Below are 17,647 nucleotides of genomic sequence, written 5' to 3'. Positions count from 1 at the left end.
GCTGGCTTTTTATTGCATGGGTGAATTTGAGCTGATTGATAAGTACTTCAAGATCCCCCACGCCCGCAAGGACGTGGTGATGGGCCCTGGAGATGATTGCGCCCTGCTGACCCTGCCAGCGGATACCCAGCTGGCGGTGAGCACAGACACCCTGGTGAGCGGCGTCCATTTCTTTCCAGACATGGATCCGGTGGATCTTGGCTACAAGGCGCTGGCGGTCAATTTGTCCGATCTCGCCGCCATGGGGGCCGAGCCGCGCTGGGTCTCCCTGGCGCTGACCCTGCCCGCCATCAATGAGAGCTGGGTCGCAGGTTTTGCCGAAGGCTTTCTGGAGTTGGCCGAATACTACAATGTGGCGCTGGTGGGCGGTGACATGACCCGCGGGCCGCTTTCCATCACAGTCTCGGTGAAGGGATCCGTTCCCGCAGGCCGAGCCCTGATGCGCAGCGGCGCCAAGGCCGGTGATGGCATCTATGTGACCGGTACACTGGGGGATGCTGCCCTGGCGCTCTCCCATCTGCTTGGCAAGCGCACCCTCAACGAGAACCAGCTGGCCGCCGTGCTGCCCAGGCTCGATCATCCCCATCCCCGTATTCTGGCCGGCCAGGCCCTGCGCGGGCTGGCGGGCAGTGCGCTGGATCTTTCAGATGGGCTTTCCTCGGATCTCGGTCACATCCTCAAGGCCTCCGGGGTGCGGGCCCAGATTGACCTTGGTCTGCTGCCCCTCTCGCCCGTGCTGCAGGATGCGGTCTCGGAGCTGGATGCCTGGCAGCTGGCGCTTGCCGGGGGCGATGACTACGAGCTCTGCTTCACCGTGCCCGAGGAGTATCGCGGCGCGCTGGACACGGCACTCGCCAACTGTGGCGTCAAGTTCACCCGGATCGGCCGCATCTTGGCCGGTGAGCCGGGTATCGACTATGTCCGCGGCGAGCAAACGGTCGAGCTGCAATTGAAAGGCTGGGATCACTTCGCATGACCTTGTTTATGATAAAGCCCGAGCTGAAAAGGCTGAACCTGAAGAACCCGCTCCATTTTCTGGCGGTGGGGTTTGGCTCAGGTCTCTCTCCCAAGGCACCTGGTACCATGGGGACGCTGGCCGCCATACCGCTGTACCTGCTGGTGAGCGGGCTTTCCACTCCCTGGTTCATTGCCCTGCTGGTGGTGGGATTCGTGGCGGGTATTCGCATCTGCCAGAGTGCCACCGACGCCATCGGTATGCCGGATCACGGCGCCATCGTCTGGGATGAGGTGATCGGCTTTGGCGTGACCATGATAGCGGCGCCAGCCGGCTGGACCTGGGTGCTGGCCGGCTTTGTGCTGTTCCGGTTGTTCGATGTGTTCAAGCCCTGGCCCATCTCCTGGTTTGATCGCCGCATTCACGGCGGACTCGGCATCATGCTGGACGATCTCATCGCCGGTTTGTTCGCCCTGCTTTGTATGCAATTATTGGCATATTGGCTGGGTTGAATTACCCGGCCAGGGGGATGGCTACGCTGGCATCCCCCTATATACCACTGTTTAATTTTCATTCGCCGGCATATGCTGCCGTTTAAAAATCATTTCACATAAATATTCACTACTCATTCGAAGCTTAATGCTATTGTGCTGATAGTGAATATTCCCGTCTGTTGCGCCTTTGTTGAAAGTAAAAGCACTAAAAATGATTGGTGGTGGTCATATAGTCTGCTTATGTGACATAAGTCATCATTTATGACTATTGAAATGACCACTGACTAGGCAAAGTATTGCGAAATTGTATAACCCGATCATTTACACTCGCGGTTAAACCGTCTAAGTTACTCGCGGGTTATTCCAAAAAAATGCAAAAAAACCGCCCGGATCGCTGGTTTAACTGCCTCATGGATTGAGCGTTTCTTACTCAGAACAAGCACTCAAGATAAGTACCAAGGCAAACCGGCATCTGCGGCTGATTTACGGACGAATTATTTGGGACGGATGTCCCCCGCAGAGGTAAACATGTCCTTGCTCGAAGTGAAAAACTTGCGGATCGAGTACCCCTCCCGCTATGGGGTGCTGGCCGCGGTCAAAGATCTCTCTTTGTGTGTCGAAAAAGGGGAGATCGTCGGTGTGGTAGGCGAATCTGGCGCCGGAAAATCCACCATAGGCAACGCCGTCATCGACCTGCTGAGCCCACCGGGTCGCATAGCCCGTGGCGACATCTATCTCAACGGCGAACTCATCTCCGGCAAGAGCCAGAACGAGATGCGAGCCATCCGTGGTTCCCGCATCGGTTTCATCTTTCAAGATCCCATGACCTCCCTCAACCCCTTGTTCACCGTTGAACAGCAGTTGGTGGAAACCATTCTGGCCAATACTGATCTCTCTCGCGATGCGGCTTTTGCCAAGGCCCTCGAGCTGATGGGGGCTGTGGGGATCCCGCAGCCCGAGCTGCGCATCAAGCAGTATCCGCACCAGTTCTCAGGTGGCATGCGTCAGCGGGTCGTTATCGCCATCGCCCTGAGTTGCGATCCTGAGCTCATCATTGCCGATGAACCGACCACGGCCCTCGACGTCTCCATTCAGGATCAGATCCTCCAGCTCATCCGCAACCTCTGCAAAGAGCGCCAGGTGGGCTGCATGCTGGTGACCCACGACATGGGCGTGGTTTCCAACGTGACCGACAAGGTGGCTGTCATGTACCGCGGCGATCTGGTGGAGTTCGGTACCACTGAACAGGTACTGGGCCGCCCCAATCACCCTTATACCCGCAGCCTCATCTCGGCTGTGCCCCGCTCGGACGTCAAACTGGTGCGCTTCCCGCTGGTCTCCTATATCGAGGATGCCAGTGCGCCGGATACCAATATCGATCTCAAGACCCACTGGCTCGGTCAGAGTCAGGACGAGCGCGCTTACGAAGGGGCCCTGCTGCGGGTGGAGAACGTGGACCTGAGGTTTGTCACCAAGGATTCCATCTTCCCGAGCCGCCGTCAGTACGTGCGGGCTTGCAACAACATCAGCTTCGAGATCTTCGAAGGGGAGACCTTCGGCCTGGTGGGGGAGTCGGGCTCCGGAAAATCCACCATAGCCCGCGCCATTACAGGGCTTTATCCGCCCGATACCGGCAAGATCTTCTTCGAGGGGATCGATCTCACCGCGCTAAAGAGCGAGCGTGAGCGTCGCCCCCTGCGCCGCCAGATGCAGATGGTATTCCAGAACCCTTACTCCTCGATGAACCCGCGCATGAAGGTGCGTGACATCATCGCCGAGCCCATCCGCTTTCATAAGCTGGCGGGCAGCGAGAGCCAGATCGAGGGGATCGTCAACGATCTGCTCGATCACGTCGGGCTCGGCCGTGGTGCCGGGGTCAAGTATCCCCACGAGTTCTCCGGTGGTCAGCGTCAGCGCATCTCCATCGCCAGAGCACTGGCGACCCGGCCGCGCTTCCTCATCTGTGACGAGCCCACCTCGGCGCTGGATGTGTCGGTACAGGCCCAGATCCTCAACTTGCTCAAGGATCTGCAGCAGGAGCTTGGGCTCACCATGTTGTTCATCAGCCACGATCTGCCGGTTATCCGCCAGATGTGCGATCGCATCGGTGTGATGCAGCACGGTCATCTGGTGGAAGTGGCCGAGACCGAGAAATTGTTTACCAATGCCGAGCATGAGTACAGCCGCAAGCTGATTTCCCTCATGCCGGAATTCAAGGGAATGTCCCGTGAGGGGCTGGAAATCGCAAGCTAGGAAAGCACCGGCTCGCCGGTTTGTCTGTCAATAAGAAAGCCAAAAGCATGGAGAAAGACATGAAGAAAGGATTATCCAAGATCGCCATGGCGCTGTTCGCCGCCGGCCTCGCCTTTAACGTTTCTGCCGCCGACATCAAGGTCGCCGTAGCCTCTGATCCGACCTCGCTGGATCCCCAGGAGCAGCTCTCTGGTCAGACCCTGGAGATGTCCCACCTGGTGTTCGATCCCCTGATGCGCTGGACTCAGGATCTGCAGTTCGAGCCGCGCCTGGCCGAGAAGTTTGAGCGTATCGACGACAAGACAGTCCGCTTCCATCTGCGCAAGGGCGTCAAGTTCCACTCCGGCAACGACTTCACCGCCGATGACGTGGTGTGGAGCGTCAAGCGTTTGAAAGACTCGGTGGACTTCAAGGCCATCTTCGACCCCATCGCCGACATCAAGAAGGTGGATGATTTCACCGTTGATATCATCACCGACAAGCCCTATCCCCTGGTGCTGCAGACCGTCACTTATATCTTCCCGATGGACTCCAAGTTCTATACCGGCAAGACGGAAGCAGGCAAAGACAAGGCCGAGATCGTCAAGAACGGTGACTCTTATGCATCCACCAATGTCTCGGGTACGGGTCCGTTCAGCGTCAAGTTCCGCGAGCAGGGCGTCAAGCTGGAGTACACCCGCAACGCCAACTACTGGGACAAGAGCTCCAAGGGCAACGTTGACAACCTGACCCTGGTGCCGATCAAGGAAGATGCGACCCGTGTTGCCGCCCTGCTGGGCGGGGACGTGGATGTCATCTACCCGGTTGCCCCGAACGATCTGGAACGGGTCAAGAATGGCAAAGACACCCAGCTGGTGACTCTGTCCGGTACTCGCGCCATCATCATAGAGCTGAACCAGAGCACCAACCCGGCGCTCAAAGACAAGCGCGTGCGTCAGGCGATCAACTACGCCATCAACCAGGTGGGCATCGTCGACAAGATCAACAAGGGTTTTGGTACCCCCGCTGGTCAGCTGAGCCCGAAAGGCTATGCCGGTCACAACGAAGCGCTGGTACCCCAATATGACCTGACCAAGGCCAAGGCGCTGATGAAGGAAGCGGGCTACGAGCAGGGCTTCAAGATGAGCTTCATCTCCCCGGCCGCCCGTTACGTCAACGACGTCAAGATTGCCCAGGCAGTCTCCGCCATGCTGGCCAAGATCAACATCAAGGTGGATCTGAAGACCATGCCGGTGGCGCAATACTGGCCCGAGTTTGACAAGTGCGCCGCAGACATGCAGCTGATCGGCTGGCACTCGGATACCGAAGATACGGCCAACTTCTTCGAGTTTCTGACCTTTACCAAGAATGCCGAAACCGGCATGGGTCAGTACAACTGCGCCGGCTATGCCAACGCAGAAGCTGACAAGATGGTGATGGATGCCAACGCCGAGACAGATCCGGCCAAGCGTGCTGCCATGCTGCAAAAGGTGGAAGCCATGTTGATCGATGATGCTGCCTATGTGCCGCTCCATTGGGAAAATCTGGCGTATGGCGCCAAGAAAAACGCCGACATCAAGCCCATCGTCAACGTAATGAACTTCCCTTACTTCGGCGATCTGGTGGTCGGCAAGTAAGCGAGTCGCAAGGAAGGACTGAGCGGGGGAAGCCAGCCTGTGGTAACCCCCGCCATTAACAGAAGCCTGTGCCAAGACACAGGCCACGTAGAAGGACAAGCATGTTTACATTCCTGCTGAAACGGTTCTATCAGGCCGTGATAGTGATGTTCGTCATCAGCCTGGTCGCCTTCTCCATCCAGGACAACCTGGGGGATCCGTTGCGCGAGCTGGTGGGACAATCTGTCTCCGAAGCCCAGCGTCACGAATTGCGCGAGAAGATGGGCCTCAACGATCCTTTCCTCATCAAATACAGCCGCTTCTTGAAAAATGCGGTGCATGGGGATCTGGGCACCTCCTATTTCTTCAAGCGACCGGCCCTCGAGGTGATCCTCGACAAGCTGGTAGCGACCCTTGAGCTGGTGTTTGGCGCTGCCGTGATCATAGTAGTGGTCTCCATTCCGCTTGGGGTCTATTCCGCGATCCGCCCGCGCAGCATCCTGACCAAGATCATCATGGCCGTGAGCAGCATAGGTATCTCCATCCCTGTGTTCCTGACCGCCATCATGTTGATGTACCTCTTCTCCATCCAGCTTGGCTGGTTGCCGGCCTATGGCCGTGGCGAGACCGCCAATGTGCTGGGCTGGGAGTCGGGTTTCTTCACCTGGGACGGTATCCTGCACCTGATACTGCCGGCTGTGTCCCTCTCCTCCATCATGCTGCCGCTGTTTATCCGGCTGGTACGCTCCGAGATGCTGGAGCAGCTCTCCTCTGAGTACGTGAAGTTTGCCCGTGCCAAGGGGCTGGACAACAACAAGGTCTACTACCAGCACGCTCTGAAAAACACCATGCTGCCGGTGATTACCGTCGGTGGCGTGCAGATCGGCACCATGGTGGCCTACACCATTCTGACCGAGAGCGTGTTCCAATGGCCGGGAACCGGTTTCCTGTTCCTTGAGGCGATCCACAGAGTGGATACGCCGCTCATCACCGCCTACGTCATCTTCGTGGGACTTATCTTCGTGGTGACCAATACCCTGGTCGACCTGCTCTACGGGTTCATCAACCCGACCGTCAACCTGACCGCCAAGGGGTAAGCGCATGAGTAACGCTGTGACTGTGAGCCCAAGCCGTTGGGCTCGATTCAAGAACTCTGATTTTGTCTACTACTTCCTGCGGGACAAGGTAGCCATGTTCAGCTTTGCGGTGTTCGTGGTGTTCGTGTTGGCGGCGCTGCTGGCGCCCTGGCTGGCACCGCACAACGTCTATGACCAGACCAGTTTTGATCTGATGGATGCGGAGCTGCCACCCTCCTGGCTGGATGGTGGCGAAGAGCGCTTTTGGCTCGGCACCGACAACCAGGGGCGCGATATCTGGAGCACCATCCTCTATGGTGCGCGCATCTCGCTCTCCATCGGCCTGTTCGCGGTGGGATTGCAACTGGTGCTCGGCATCGTCATTGGTCTGATCGCCGGTTACTTCGGTGGCCGCATCGACAATCTGCTGATGCGCTTTGCCGATGTGCAGCTGTCGTTCTCCACCATGATGGTGGCCATCATCATCTCCGCCATCTTCCAGGCAACCTTTGGCTCCGAGTTCTACTCCAAGTTTGCCATCCTGATGCTGGTGGTGATCATCGGCATTGCCGAGTGGCCCCAGTATGCCCGGACTGTGCGTGCCTCTGTGCTTGCCGAGAAGAAGAAGGAGTATGTGGAAGCGGCCAAGGTGATGGGGTTCCGTGCCCCGCGCATCATGTTCCGTCACATTTTGCCGAACTGCCTGTCGCCCATTCTGGTGATCTCCACCGTTCAGGTGGCCAACGCCATCATGAGCGAAGCGGCTCTCTCCTTTCTCGGATTGGGGATGCCGGTGGATCAACCTTCGCTGGGCTCGCTCATCAGTGTCGGCTTCAACTACATCTTCTCTGGCTCCTGGTGGATCACCGCCTTCCCCGGCATCTGTCTGGTGGTGCTGGTGCTGGTCATCAACCTGCTGGGTGACTGGCTGCGGGATGTGTTTAACCCGAAGATCTACAAGGGCTGACTCTGGTCAGAAGTGAAAATACAAGAAGGGCACCATCAGGCGCCCTTCTTTATTTGCTCGTCAACGAGCCTGTTCAGGTCAACAGCCAGGCCTCTATGCTGGCTTGAATGCCCGTGCTGTCGAGTCCCAGCAGCGCATAGATCTCCTCCTGGGTGCCTTGCTCCACGAAGCGATCCGGCAGGCCCAGATTGAGCACCGGCTTGCACTGCTTTTTGCGCATCAGCAGCTCGTTCACCGCAGAGCCGGCGCCACCCATGATGGCGTTGTCCTCTATGGTCACGAACTGGTCGTGGCTGGCAGCAAGCGACAGCACCAGCGCCTCATCCATCGGCTTGACGAAGCGCATGTCCACCAGGGTGGCATCAAGCGCTTCGGCGGCAGCCCTGGCCTGCTGCAGCAGGGTGCCGAACGCCAGTATGGCGGTGCCTTTGCCCTCGCGAATGACACGGCCCTTGCCCAGTTCGAGCGCCTGCATCTCGGTCTGCACCTCGATACCTGTGCCACTGCCACGGGGGTAACGCACCGCAGCCGGCTGGTTGCACTGATAGCCGGTGTAGAGCATCTGGCGACACTCGTTCTCGTCGGACGGGGTCATGACAACCATGTTGGGCACGGTGCGCAGGAAGCTGATGTCGAATGCTCCCTGATGGGTCGGCCCATCGGCACCCACCAGACCAGCCCTGTCGATGGCAAACAGCACCGGCAATGCCTGCAGCGCCACATCATGGATCACCTGGTCATAGGCCCGTTGCAGGAAGCTGGAGTAGATGGCAACCACAGGTTTCTTGTCGGCGATGGCAAGGCCGGCGGCGAAGGTGACCGCATGCTGTTCGGCGATAGCCACATCGAAGTAGCGATCCGGATACTGCTGGCTGAACTTGACCAGCCCCGAGCCCTCGCGCATGGCGGGGGTGATGCCGACCAGCTTCTCGTCTTTCGCCGCCATGTCGCACAGCCACTGGCCGAAGATGGCGGAGAAGCTTGGCTTGCCGCCACTCGCCTTGGGCAATGTGCATTCGTCCGGATCGAACTTGGGCACACCGTGATAACCGATGGGGTCTTTCTCTGCGGGCTCATAGCCCTTGCCCTTCTTGGTCTTGACGTGCAGCAGCTGCGGGCCCTTGAGATTGCGCATGTTGCGCAGGGTCTCGACCAGCGCCTCAATATCATGGCCGTCGATGGGGCCTATGTAGTTGAAGCCGAACTCCTCAAACAGGGTACCGGGTACTACCATGCCCTTGAGGTGCTCTTCGGCCCGTTTGGCCAGCTCCTTGACCGGCGGCAGCCCCGCCAGCACCTTCTTGCCGCCTTCGCGGATAGTGGTGTAGAGCTTGCCAGACATGATGCGGGCCAGATGGTTGTTCAGCGCCCCCACATTCTCGGAGATGGACATCTCGTTGTCGTTGAGCACCACCAACATGTCCTTGTGGACATCGCCGGCGTGATTGAGCGCCTCGAATGCCATGCCGGCGGTGATGGCGCCGTCACCAATCACTGCCACCACCTTGCGACCCAGGCCCTCGCTCTCGGCGGCAACGGCCATGCCGAGCGCCGCACCTATGGAGGTGCTGGAGTGACCGACCGAGAGCACGTCATACTCGCTCTCGCCGCGCCAGGGGAAGGGGTGCAGGCCGTCTTTCTGACGAATGCTTTGCATCCGGTCGCGACGCCCGGTCAGGATCTTGTGGGGATAGGCCTGATGACCCACGTCCCACACCAGGCGATCGAACGGGGTGTTGTAGACGTAGTGCAGCGCTACCGTCAGCTCGACGGTGCCGAGCCCGGAGGCGAGATGACCACTGGAGCGACTCACCGAACGCAGCAGATATTCACGCAGTTCGTTGCACAGCAGCGGCAGCCGTTCGTAGGGCAGGGATCGCAACTCGACCGGCGTATCCGCGAGGGCCAGGTTGGGGAAATTGCTTATATCAACGCTCATATTTTTACTGTTATCCAGCGTTTAGTGGGTTCGCTCAATGATGTAATCGGCAAACGCTTCCAGAATGTCGGTATTGTAGGGCAAAGATTGCAAGGCTGTTAAGGCTTTACCGTGCAGTTCGCGAGCCAGCTCACGGGCATTGTCGAGTCCGAGCAGGGCCGGATAGGTACTTTTTTCCTGTGCCAGATCAGAGCCTTGTGGCTTGCCCAGTGTCACTGTATCCCCTGTGATGTCGAGGATGTCATCCTGTACCTGGAAAGCGAGCCCTATGGCTGCCGCATAGGCTTGCAGTGCCGCCAGTGTGGTGTCGTCTACGTCGGCCTTGCACAGGGCTCCGAGGGCCACGGCGCATTCGATCAGGGCGCCAGTCTTGTGGCGATGCACCTGCTCCAGCTCGGGGAGGCTGATCTGGCGGCCTTCGGCCTGCAGATCCAGTGCCTGTCCGCCACACATGCCAAGGTAGCCGGAGGCGCGGGCCAAGGTGCTTAGCATACGTACCCGGTTGGCCAGAAGCCGGTCGGGCAGGGGATGATCTGCCAGAATGGAGAAGGCCAGGGTCTGCAAGGCATCACCGGCCAGGATGGCGGTGCCTTCATCAAATGCCTTGTGTACTGTCGGTTGACCACGACGCAAGTCATCGTTGTCCATGGCGGGCAGATCGTCGTGCAGCAGCGAGTAGGCATGGATGCACTCCACAGCTGCGGCAGGGCCGTCCAGCAGCTCGCGTTTGACGCCCAGCATTTCACCCACGGCATAGACTAAAAAAGGGCGCACCCGCTTGCCGCCTAGCAGCAGGCCGTAACTCATGGCATCGCGCAGACGCGGGGCCATGGCGGGCAAGGATTCAAGTTGTGCAGACAGACAGTCGTCAATACGTTGCCGATGCAGACGGGAAAAATCGTCCAGCGTCACTCATTCCTCTCCTTGCTCTGGCTGGAAGGGGACCGCTTGCTCAGTGCCATCGGCCTGAGTCAGCAGGATCTGGATCTTCTGTTCGGCCTGCTCCAGCTTCTGCTGCCCAGCCCGTACCAGATGGACACCCTGTTCGAATTGCTTGAGTGCCTCTTCCAGCGGTAAGGAACCTTGTTCCAGTTGATGAACTATGGTTTCCAGCTCTTCCAGAGTGGCATCAAAACTCAGGCGGTCGATTTTCTTACTGGCCATGTTCATCCTCGGGGATTGAAAAAAACGGCTTATCTTAACATCGACGACGCACAGGGGGGAGGCAGAAAAGCGCAGTCGGCTTAAACTCTCGGAAAAGTGGCCGATAATAAGCCATCTTGTGGGTAAGGAAAAATATGGTGGCCCTTGCCGCTTGGTGCGTAATAGCAGAAAATTCAACAAACTATCATAGACATCAGAACCGGTGACAGGAGTAGGGACGTGGATCTAGGCAGTCTGATAGGCATAGTGCTCGGCTTTGGGGTGGTGGGTTATGCCATGGTGCTGGGTGGTGGCGTCGGCATGTTTGTGGATGTTCCCTCCATTCTGATCACTTTTATGGGCTCAATTTTTATTGGCATGATGAAGTTCAACATCGGCCAGTTTTTTATGGCATTCAAGGTCGCTGGCAAGGCCTTCATGTACAAGGGCGACAAACTCGATGACTTGATCCTCAAGTCCGTCGAGCTGGCCGATGCGGCTCGCAAAGGGGGCTTTCTTGCACTGGAAGCTGCCGAGATCCCCAATACCTTCATGAAAAAGGGGATCGACATGCTGGTCGATGGTCATGATGCGGACGTGGTGAGATCTGTGATGGAAAAAGACATAGACCTCACCGAGGAGCGGCACACCAATGCCATCAAGGTCTTTCGGGCGCTGGGGGACTTGGGCCCCGCCATGGGCATGATAGGTACTCTGGTGGGGCTTGTTGCCATGCTTTCCAACATGAGTGATCCCAAATCCATCGGGCCTGCCATGGCGGTTGCCTTGTTGACCACCCTTTATGGGGCCATCCTTGCCAACATGTTTGCCATTCCCATCGCGGACAAGCTTGATTTGCGCAATTCGGAAGAACGACTCAGTCGCTCGCTTATCCTCGATGCCATCATGGGGATCCAGGATGGTCAGAACCCCAGGGTGATAGAGTCCCTGCTCAAGAATTATCTGCATCAATCCAAGCGTGAGCAGGCAACGGAGTAATCTGCACCATGGCAAAATGCAAGTGTCCGCCTCCCGGTCTTCCCGCATACATGGGGACCTTCGCCGATCTCATGTCATTGCTGATGTGTTTCTTCGTACTGCTGCTCTCTTTTGCCGAAATGGATGTACTCAAGTTCAAGCAGATCGCCGGTTCTATGAGAAATGCTTTTGGTGTGCAGAGCATTCTGGAAGTGAAGGACATTCCCAAGGGAACGTCCGTCATCGCCCAGGAGTTCAGGCCGGGTCGCCCCGAGCCGACTCCTATCGATACCATCATGCAGCAGACCATCGACATGACCCAGACGGAGCTTGATTTTCAGCCCGGTGACGCCGATCAGGCGGGTGGGCATGACAAGACTGATGGGCAGTTGAGTGGTGGCGATACCCAGCAAGAGGCGCAAAAGCAGCAGGAAGCACAGAAGCAGCAAGAGCAGTCAAATGCACTGGCCAAGGCGCTGGCCGAGCAGATGAAAGCCCAGATTCAAGATGGTGCCATCGAGGTGGAAGCCCTTGGTCAGCAGATTATCATCCGGATCCGTGAAAAAGCCGCCTTCCCGGCCGGTTCGGCTTTCTTGCAACCCCAGTTCTGGCCGGTTATTCGCAAAGTCGCCAGCTTGTTGAAAGATGTGCCAGGCGAGATAACCGTGTCGGGCCATACCGACAACATAGCGACCGAAAATGAGCTGTTTCAATCGAACTGGGATCTCTCATCCCAGCGTGCGGTGGCGGTGGCTCACCAGATGATCAAGGTGCCTGGCTTTGACGGTAAACGGTTGGTGGTGCAAGGCATGGCCGACTCCCAGCCCCTGGTGCCCAACACCAATCCGGACAATAGGCGTATGAACCGGCGAGTGGAGATCTCCATCATGCAGGGCAAACCGACAGTGTCGGCCCCGATTGGCGTCTCTGAGCCCAAGCAGAATTGAGTGCAAAGCGCGATCCCGCTCGCAGGGACTGACATGGATTTTGTGCTGGCTTCATATTAAGATGCCCCATCCGAACCGATAGCTGCGGCTCTCTTTGATTGCCGCAGCTTCTCTTTTTCAAGCAACCCAGGTTTCGACTATGAATCATACTCCGATGACTGTTCGCGGCGCGGAAAAGCTGCGCGAAGAGCTCGACTATCTGAAGAGCGAGCTTCGTCCGCAGATAATCGAAGCGATTGCAGATGCCCGTGAACATGGCGATCTGAAAGAAAACGCCGAATACCATGCCGCCCGTGAACAGCAAGGCTTCTGTGAAGGCCGCATTCAGGAAATTGAGAGCAAGCTCTCCAATGCCCAGGTGATCGATGTCACCAAGATTGCCAACAATGGTCGTGTCATCTTCGGTGCAACCGTGACTCTGCTCAAGAGCGAGACGGAAGAAGAAGTGGTCTACCGTATCGTGGGTGATGACGAATCGGACATCAAACAGAACATGATCTCCGTGAACTCGCCCATTGCCCGAGCCTTGATCGGCAAGGAAGTGGACGATGTCGTCATCGTCAAGACGCCGGCTGGCGATGTGGAATACGAGATCCTGGCCGTCGCCTACCTCTGATGTGAGGTGATGCCTGAAACAGGGGAGCACGGCTCCCCTGTTTGTATTTAGCGGGGTTGGTAAGCCTGGGTGAACGCATCCTGATGGCGCTGGAACATCCAGCTTCGCAGTCGTTCCAGGTCCGGCTTGGCCATCTGGAAGTGGAGTGCCCAGCCCTGTACGCCATTGCGCTGATGGATATGCCTGACCAGCTCGGCGCAGAGGGGGAGCGGGGCCAGTTCATGAATGAGCAGGGTACCGCTGAGAGTGGTGCCGACGGTCAGTTTGGTCGGCAAGCCTTCCACGACAAGCCCATCCAGCGACAGACTGTGTACCAGACATTCGGTTTCGGCCACCTTGAAGCGGGCCTTTTCATCCAGGCGCCAGGCGCGCAGATGGGGGTAACCCAGCTCCTTGATGACGGGCGCTGCGATGCGTGGTTCGACAAAGCCATCGTCTCCCTGAGTGAAGCGCAGCGGAAAGCGGAGTTGATGCCCGGCAAAGCGGGCTTCGAGTACCAGTTGATCGGCGCGTTGCAACAGTCCGAGCAAGGGAGTGGCGAGATAACCGCTCAGGGATTGTCCGGCGGCCATCTCCTGATCGCTCCCCAAGTCCCGTAGCATGGCCAGTTCATCTTCGGTGAGAATCTGATGGTGATCCATAGCGGGTATCCAGGAGTATTCATCGCAGGTTAAGGGCCTGGCGACTACTTTGGCAAGCGACTTGGGAAGAAGGGAAATGAAGGAAAGAGCGAGGCTCTTTCCTGTTACTTGCGAGGCAGCTGGATTTTCGGCTCGTTGGCCTGACGGTAGATAGTCAGCACGTGGCCGATACTCTGTACCTTGACCGCGCCGGTTTCACGGACAATTGCATCCATAACCAGTTGTTTCATCTCACGATCTTCAGACGCAACCTTAACCTTGATCAGCTCGTGGTGGTTCAGCGCCAGATCGATCTCGGCCAGTACACCTTCGGTCAGGCCATGTTGACCCAAGAGGACAACGGGCTTCAGACTGTGGGCAAGGCCCTTGAGGTACTGTTTCTGTTTATTGTTGAGAATCATGGCAATTTCTTCATAAGTCAGGGTTGAAAGGGGCGTATTCTACCCCCACTTAGCCCTTAATACTAATAACCCTTGTGGTTTTTTAAAGTCGATAATCATGACCCAGAAAAAACGTTCCCCCAGCTCAACCCGCTGGTTAAAAGAACATTTCGACGATCAATACGTCAAAAAAGCCCAGAAGTTGGGGCTGCGTTCCCGCGCTGTTTTCAAAATTGATGAAATTCAGGGCAAGGACAAATTGCTTCGCACCGGCATGACGGTCGTGGATCTGGGGGCCGCCCCGGGTGGCTGGTCCCAGTTCGCCGTTGAGCAGGTGGGTGACAATGGGCGAGTCATCGCCTGTGATATTTTGCCGATGGATCCCATTGCCGGTGTCGATTTCCTGCAAGGGGACTTTCGGGAGGAGACTGTACTCGGCGCCCTGCTGGACCGTGTTGGTCCGGACAAGGTGGACGTGGTCATGTCTGATATGGCGCCCAATATGAGTGGCACCCAACAGGTGGATCAGGCCCGCGCCATGTACCTGATCGAGCTCGCGCTCGACATGTGCAATCAAGTGCTACGCACTAATGGCAGCTTCGTGGTGAAGGTATTCCAGGGAGAGGGGTTCGATGCCTATCTCAATGAAATTCGTAAGCTTTTCTCTGCTGTCAAGATTCGTAAACCAGACTCGTCTCGTGCTCGTTCACGAGAAGTCTACATTGTGGCTACCGGTTTTAAACTGTAGTACCCTAACCTTCATCGTTAACTGTCAGTCTGCGAGGTCATTGATTTGAGTGACATGGCGAAAAACCTAATCCTGTGGCTGGTCATCGCCGTCGTGTTGATGTCGGTGTTCAATAGCTTCAGCCCCAGCGATACCACCAGTCGCCAGCTGGACTATTCCAGCTTCGTTAAAGAAGTGACCCAAGAGCAGATCCGTGAAGTGCGGATGGATGGCAAGGTCATTAATGGCGTCAAGCGCACTGGTGAACGTTTCACCACCATCATACCGGCGCCGGATCCCCAGCTGCTCAACGACATGCTCAATCACAATGTCAAAGTGATGGGTGAGAAGCCGGAAGAGCCGTCTTTGCTGACCTCTATCTTCATCTCCTGGTTCCCGATGCTGCTGCTGATCGGTGTCTGGGTCTTCTTCATGCGTCAGATGCAGGGCGGCGGTGGCAAGGGTGCCATGTCGTTTGGCAAGAGCAAGGCTCGCCTGATGAGCGAAGATCAGATCAAGACCACTTTTGCTGACGTCGCAGGCTGCGATGAAGCCAAAGATGAGGTGAAAGAGCTGGTCGACTATCTGCGCGATCCGAGCAAGTTCCAGAAACTGGGTGGCAAGATCCCGACCGGCGTCCTGCTGGTAGGTCCTCCCGGTACCGGTAAGACCCTGCTGGCCAAGGCCATTGCGGGCGAGGCCAAGGTGCCTTTCTTCACCATCTCGGGTTCTGATTTCGTCGAAATGTTTGTGGGTGTCGGTGCCTCCCGGGTACGTGACATGTTCGAACAGGCCAAGAAGTCGTCCCCCTGCATCATCTTCATCGATGAAATCGATGCGGTCGGTCGCCAGCGTGGCGCCGGTCTCGGCGGTGGTCACGATGAGCGCGAGCAAACCCTGAACCAGATGCTGGTCGAGATGGATGGTTTTGAAGGTAATGAAGGCGTCATCGTCATCGCTGCCACCAACCGCCCTGACGTACTGGATCCAGCCTTGCTGCGTCCGGGTCGTTTCGACCGTCAGGTTGTGGTCGGTCTGCCGGATGTGCGCGGTCGCGAGCAGATCCTGAAAGTACACATGCGCAAGGTGCCATTGGCAGATGATGTCAATGCAGCCGTGATTGCACGTGGTACTCCGGGTTTCTCCGGTGCTGATCTCGCCAACCTGGTCAACGAAGCTGCGCTCTTCTCTGCCCGTGAGAGCCGCCGTGTGGTTTCCATGGCCGAGTTCGAGAAGGCGAAGGACAAGATCATGATGGGGGCGGAACGCCGTTCCATGGTGATGAAGGAGTCCGAGAAGGAGATGACGGCTTACCATGAGGCGGGTCACGCCATCATAGGTCGTCTGGTGCCGGATCATGACCCTGTCTACAAGGTTTCCATCATACCGCGCGGTCGTGCGCTGGGTGTGACCATGTACCTGCCCGAGCAGGATCGCTGGAGCCACTCCAAGCAGCACCTGGAGTCCATGATCTCCAGCCTGTACGGTGGTCGTCTGGCGGAAGAGCTGATCTACGGTGCCGAGAAGGTCTCGACCGGTGCGTCCAATGATATCGAGCGTGCGACCGACATCGCCCGCAAGATGGTGACCCAGTGGGGCATGTCCGAGCGTCTCGGTCCCATGCTCTATGCAGAAGAAGACGGCGAAGTGTTCCTCGGTCGCAGCATGGCCAAGGCCAAGCACATGTCCGACGACACCGCGCGAGTCATTGATGCAGAGGTCAAGCAGGTTATCGATCGCAACTACGCCCGCTCCAAGCAGATCCTGCTGGACAACATGGACGTACTGCACACCATGAAAGATGCGCTGATGAAGTACGAAACCATCGACGCCAAGCAGATCGACGATCTGATGGCCCGTCGCGAGGTGCGTGCTCCGAGCAACTGGCATGATGAGCACAGCGATACCCCGTCAGGTGGTACCACTGTCGCAGAGGATGCCAAACCAGCTGTGACCGAGGTCGAGCAGGTGGCTGATGTCGATATCGACAAGGCCAATGATCTCCCGGCCAAATAAATTGTAATGATGCAAACCCCGGGCTGGTCCCGGGGTTTTTCTTTGTGCAAATGGAAGTGAAGATGCAGCTAATCAGCAAAGGGCTCAGCCTCTCCCTCGAACGCCCCCATGTCATGGGGATCCTCAATGTTACCCCAGACTCCTTCTCCGATGGCGGTCATTTCAATCAGATTGAACGGGCGATGGTCCATGCGCGTCAGATGGTCTCTGACGGGGCAACACTTATCGATATTGGTGGCGAGTCGACCCGTCCTGGCGCCCCTGACGTGAACGAACAGGAAGAGCTGGACAGGGTGATCCCCGTGGTCGAGCGGCTGGTCGCCGAGCTGGATGTGATGATATCCCTCGATACCTCCAAGGCTGCCGTGATGCGCGAAGGTTGCAAGTCTGGGGCCCATCTCATCAATGATGTCAGGGCGCTGCTTGAACCCGGCGCCCTGGCGGTTGCCGCAGAAGCTGACGTACCAGTGTGTCTGATGCACATGCAAGGCCAGCCGAGAACCATGCAGGCCGAACCCCATTATGATGACCTGCTGGGGGAGGTGAGGGCTTTCTTCGATGAGCGTATTGCCGCCTGTCTGGCCGCCGGGATACGGCGCCAGCAGTTGTTGCTGGACCCGGGCTACGGCTTTGGCAAGACGCTGGCACACAACTATCAACTACTGGCACAGCAGAGCAAGTTGCTCGATTACCAGCTTCCGCTCTTGGTCGGGATGTCGCGAAAGTCTATGATAGGCCACCTGCTTGGCCGACCGGTTGATGATCGGTTGGCCGGCAGCCTGGCCTGCGCGCTGATCGGGATGCAACATGGCGCCCGGATCATCCGGGTGCACGATGTGCGAGAGACCATGGATGCCCTGCGCGCCGGCTGGATGGTAATGACGGGACAAGATTTCATATCCAAATAAAAAAACGAGAAC

General features: G+C 57.4%; 17 protein-coding genes. 12 read left to right on the top strand and 5 right to left on the bottom strand.

The annotated features are described in order from the left end of the window. The first annotated feature begins 16 nt into the window (after positions 1–16). The 6 genes from thiL to GWQ29_RS03135 all read left to right on the top strand — a co-directional run bounded on the left by thiL (position 17) and on the right by GWQ29_RS03135 (position 7,340). A complete protein-coding gene (gene thiL / locus GWQ29_RS03160; RefSeq protein ID WP_125598235.1) occupies positions 17–976 on the top strand; it encodes a thiamine-phosphate kinase in 960 nt (319 codons plus the stop codon). Then, positions 973–1,467 (top strand): phosphatidylglycerophosphatase A, encoded by a 495-nt coding sequence (locus tag GWQ29_RS03155; RefSeq protein ID WP_005317590.1) that lies wholly within the window; start codon positions 973–975, stop codon positions 1,465–1,467. Before thiL ends, GWQ29_RS03155 begins: the two co-directional genes overlap by 4 nt. A 510-nt stretch (positions 1,468–1,977) precedes the next feature. Then, positions 1,978–3,702 (top strand): ABC transporter ATP-binding protein, encoded by a 1,725-nt coding sequence (locus GWQ29_RS03150; protein WP_275918736.1) that lies wholly within the window; start codon positions 1,978–1,980, stop codon positions 3,700–3,702. 59 nt (positions 3,703–3,761) lie between these two features. Beyond that, on the top strand, positions 3,762–5,318 hold the full coding sequence (locus GWQ29_RS03145) for an ABC transporter substrate-binding protein (protein ID WP_021138132.1): 1,557 nt from the start codon (positions 3,762–3,764) through the stop codon (positions 5,316–5,318). 101 nt (positions 5,319–5,419) lie between these two features. Further along, positions 5,420–6,394 carry an ABC transporter permease gene (locus GWQ29_RS03140; protein ID WP_005317584.1) on the top strand — a complete coding sequence of 325 codons (975 nt, stop codon included), beginning with the start codon at positions 5,420–5,422 and terminating at the stop codon, positions 6,392–6,394. A 4-nt stretch (positions 6,395–6,398) separates the two neighbouring features. Next, the gene (locus GWQ29_RS03135; protein WP_059111414.1) at positions 6,399–7,340 is read left to right on the top strand and encodes an ABC transporter permease; all 942 of its coding nucleotides are present in this window, start codon (positions 6,399–6,401) and stop codon (positions 7,338–7,340) included. A gap of 73 nt (positions 7,341–7,413) precedes the next feature. Here the strand turns inward: GWQ29_RS03135 and dxs are convergent, their stop codons facing one another. Genes dxs through xseB form a run of 3 tightly spaced genes read right to left on the bottom strand, consistent with a single transcriptional unit; the run spans position 7,414 to position 10,443 of the window. Continuing rightward, on the bottom strand, positions 7,414–9,279 hold the full coding sequence (gene dxs / locus GWQ29_RS03130) for a 1-deoxy-D-xylulose-5-phosphate synthase (protein ID WP_275918735.1): 1,866 nt from the start codon (positions 9,277–9,279) through the stop codon (positions 7,414–7,416). Positions 9,280–9,300: 21 nt separating this feature from the next. Next, on the bottom strand, positions 9,301–10,191 hold the full coding sequence (ispA, locus tag GWQ29_RS03125) for a (2E,6E)-farnesyl diphosphate synthase (RefSeq protein WP_265420919.1): 891 nt from the start codon (positions 10,189–10,191) through the stop codon (positions 9,301–9,303). Beyond that, positions 10,192–10,443, bottom strand: a complete 252-nt coding sequence (xseB, locus tag GWQ29_RS03120) for an exodeoxyribonuclease VII small subunit (protein ID WP_005317577.1) — start codon at positions 10,441–10,443, stop codon at positions 10,192–10,194. Between the two features lie 219 nt (positions 10,444–10,662). Here xseB and pomA point away from each other — a divergent pair, with 219 nt between their 5' ends. From pomA to greA, 3 genes are all read left to right on the top strand, one after another. Further along, on the top strand, positions 10,663–11,421 hold the full coding sequence (pomA, locus tag GWQ29_RS03115) for a flagellar motor protein PomA (protein WP_111588456.1): 759 nt from the start codon (positions 10,663–10,665) through the stop codon (positions 11,419–11,421). A gap of 8 nt (positions 11,422–11,429) precedes the next feature. After that, positions 11,430–12,347 (top strand): flagellar motor protein MotB, encoded by a 918-nt coding sequence (locus tag GWQ29_RS03110; RefSeq protein ID WP_159167028.1) that lies wholly within the window; start codon positions 11,430–11,432, stop codon positions 12,345–12,347. A gap of 139 nt (positions 12,348–12,486) precedes the next feature. Further along, on the top strand, positions 12,487–12,963 hold the full coding sequence (gene greA, locus GWQ29_RS03105) for a transcription elongation factor GreA (protein ID WP_005317553.1): 477 nt from the start codon (positions 12,487–12,489) through the stop codon (positions 12,961–12,963). Between the two features lie 47 nt (positions 12,964–13,010). Here greA and GWQ29_RS03100 read toward each other — a convergent pair whose 3' ends face one another. Continuing rightward, the gene (locus tag GWQ29_RS03100; protein ID WP_275918734.1) at positions 13,011–13,604 is read right to left on the bottom strand and encodes a PilZ domain-containing protein; all 594 of its coding nucleotides are present in this window, start codon (positions 13,602–13,604) and stop codon (positions 13,011–13,013) included. 104 nt (positions 13,605–13,708) lie between these two features. Further along, positions 13,709–14,005 carry a ribosome assembly RNA-binding protein YhbY gene (yhbY, locus tag GWQ29_RS03095; protein WP_005298134.1) on the bottom strand — a complete coding sequence of 99 codons (297 nt, stop codon included), beginning with the start codon at positions 14,003–14,005 and terminating at the stop codon, positions 13,709–13,711. 97 nt (positions 14,006–14,102) lie between these two features. On the opposite strand from yhbY, the gene rlmE reads away from it, so the two are divergent. The 3 genes from rlmE (at position 14,103) to folP (ending at position 17,635) form a co-directional block, all read left to right on the top strand. After that, positions 14,103–14,732: a 23S rRNA (uridine(2552)-2'-O)-methyltransferase RlmE gene (rlmE, locus tag GWQ29_RS03090; protein WP_005317545.1), complete on the top strand. Its 630-nt coding sequence runs from the start codon at positions 14,103–14,105 to the stop codon at positions 14,730–14,732. A 45-nt stretch (positions 14,733–14,777) separates the two neighbouring features. Continuing rightward, complete coding sequence (gene ftsH / locus GWQ29_RS03085; protein WP_169047557.1) at positions 14,778–16,727, top strand: ATP-dependent zinc metalloprotease FtsH; 1,950 nt, start codon at positions 14,778–14,780, stop codon at positions 16,725–16,727. A 62-nt stretch (positions 16,728–16,789) separates the two neighbouring features. Then, positions 16,790–17,635, top strand: coding sequence for a dihydropteroate synthase (gene folP / locus GWQ29_RS03080; RefSeq protein ID WP_275918733.1), 846 nt, complete (start codon positions 16,790–16,792; stop codon positions 17,633–17,635). Positions 17,636–17,647 lie beyond the last annotated feature (12 nt).

Source organism: Aeromonas sp. 2HA2 (assembly GCF_029237345.1).
Classification (GTDB): Bacteria; Pseudomonadota; Gammaproteobacteria; order Enterobacterales; family Aeromonadaceae; genus Aeromonas; species Aeromonas salmonicida.
This window is presented reverse-complemented; position numbering and strand designations above follow the sequence as displayed.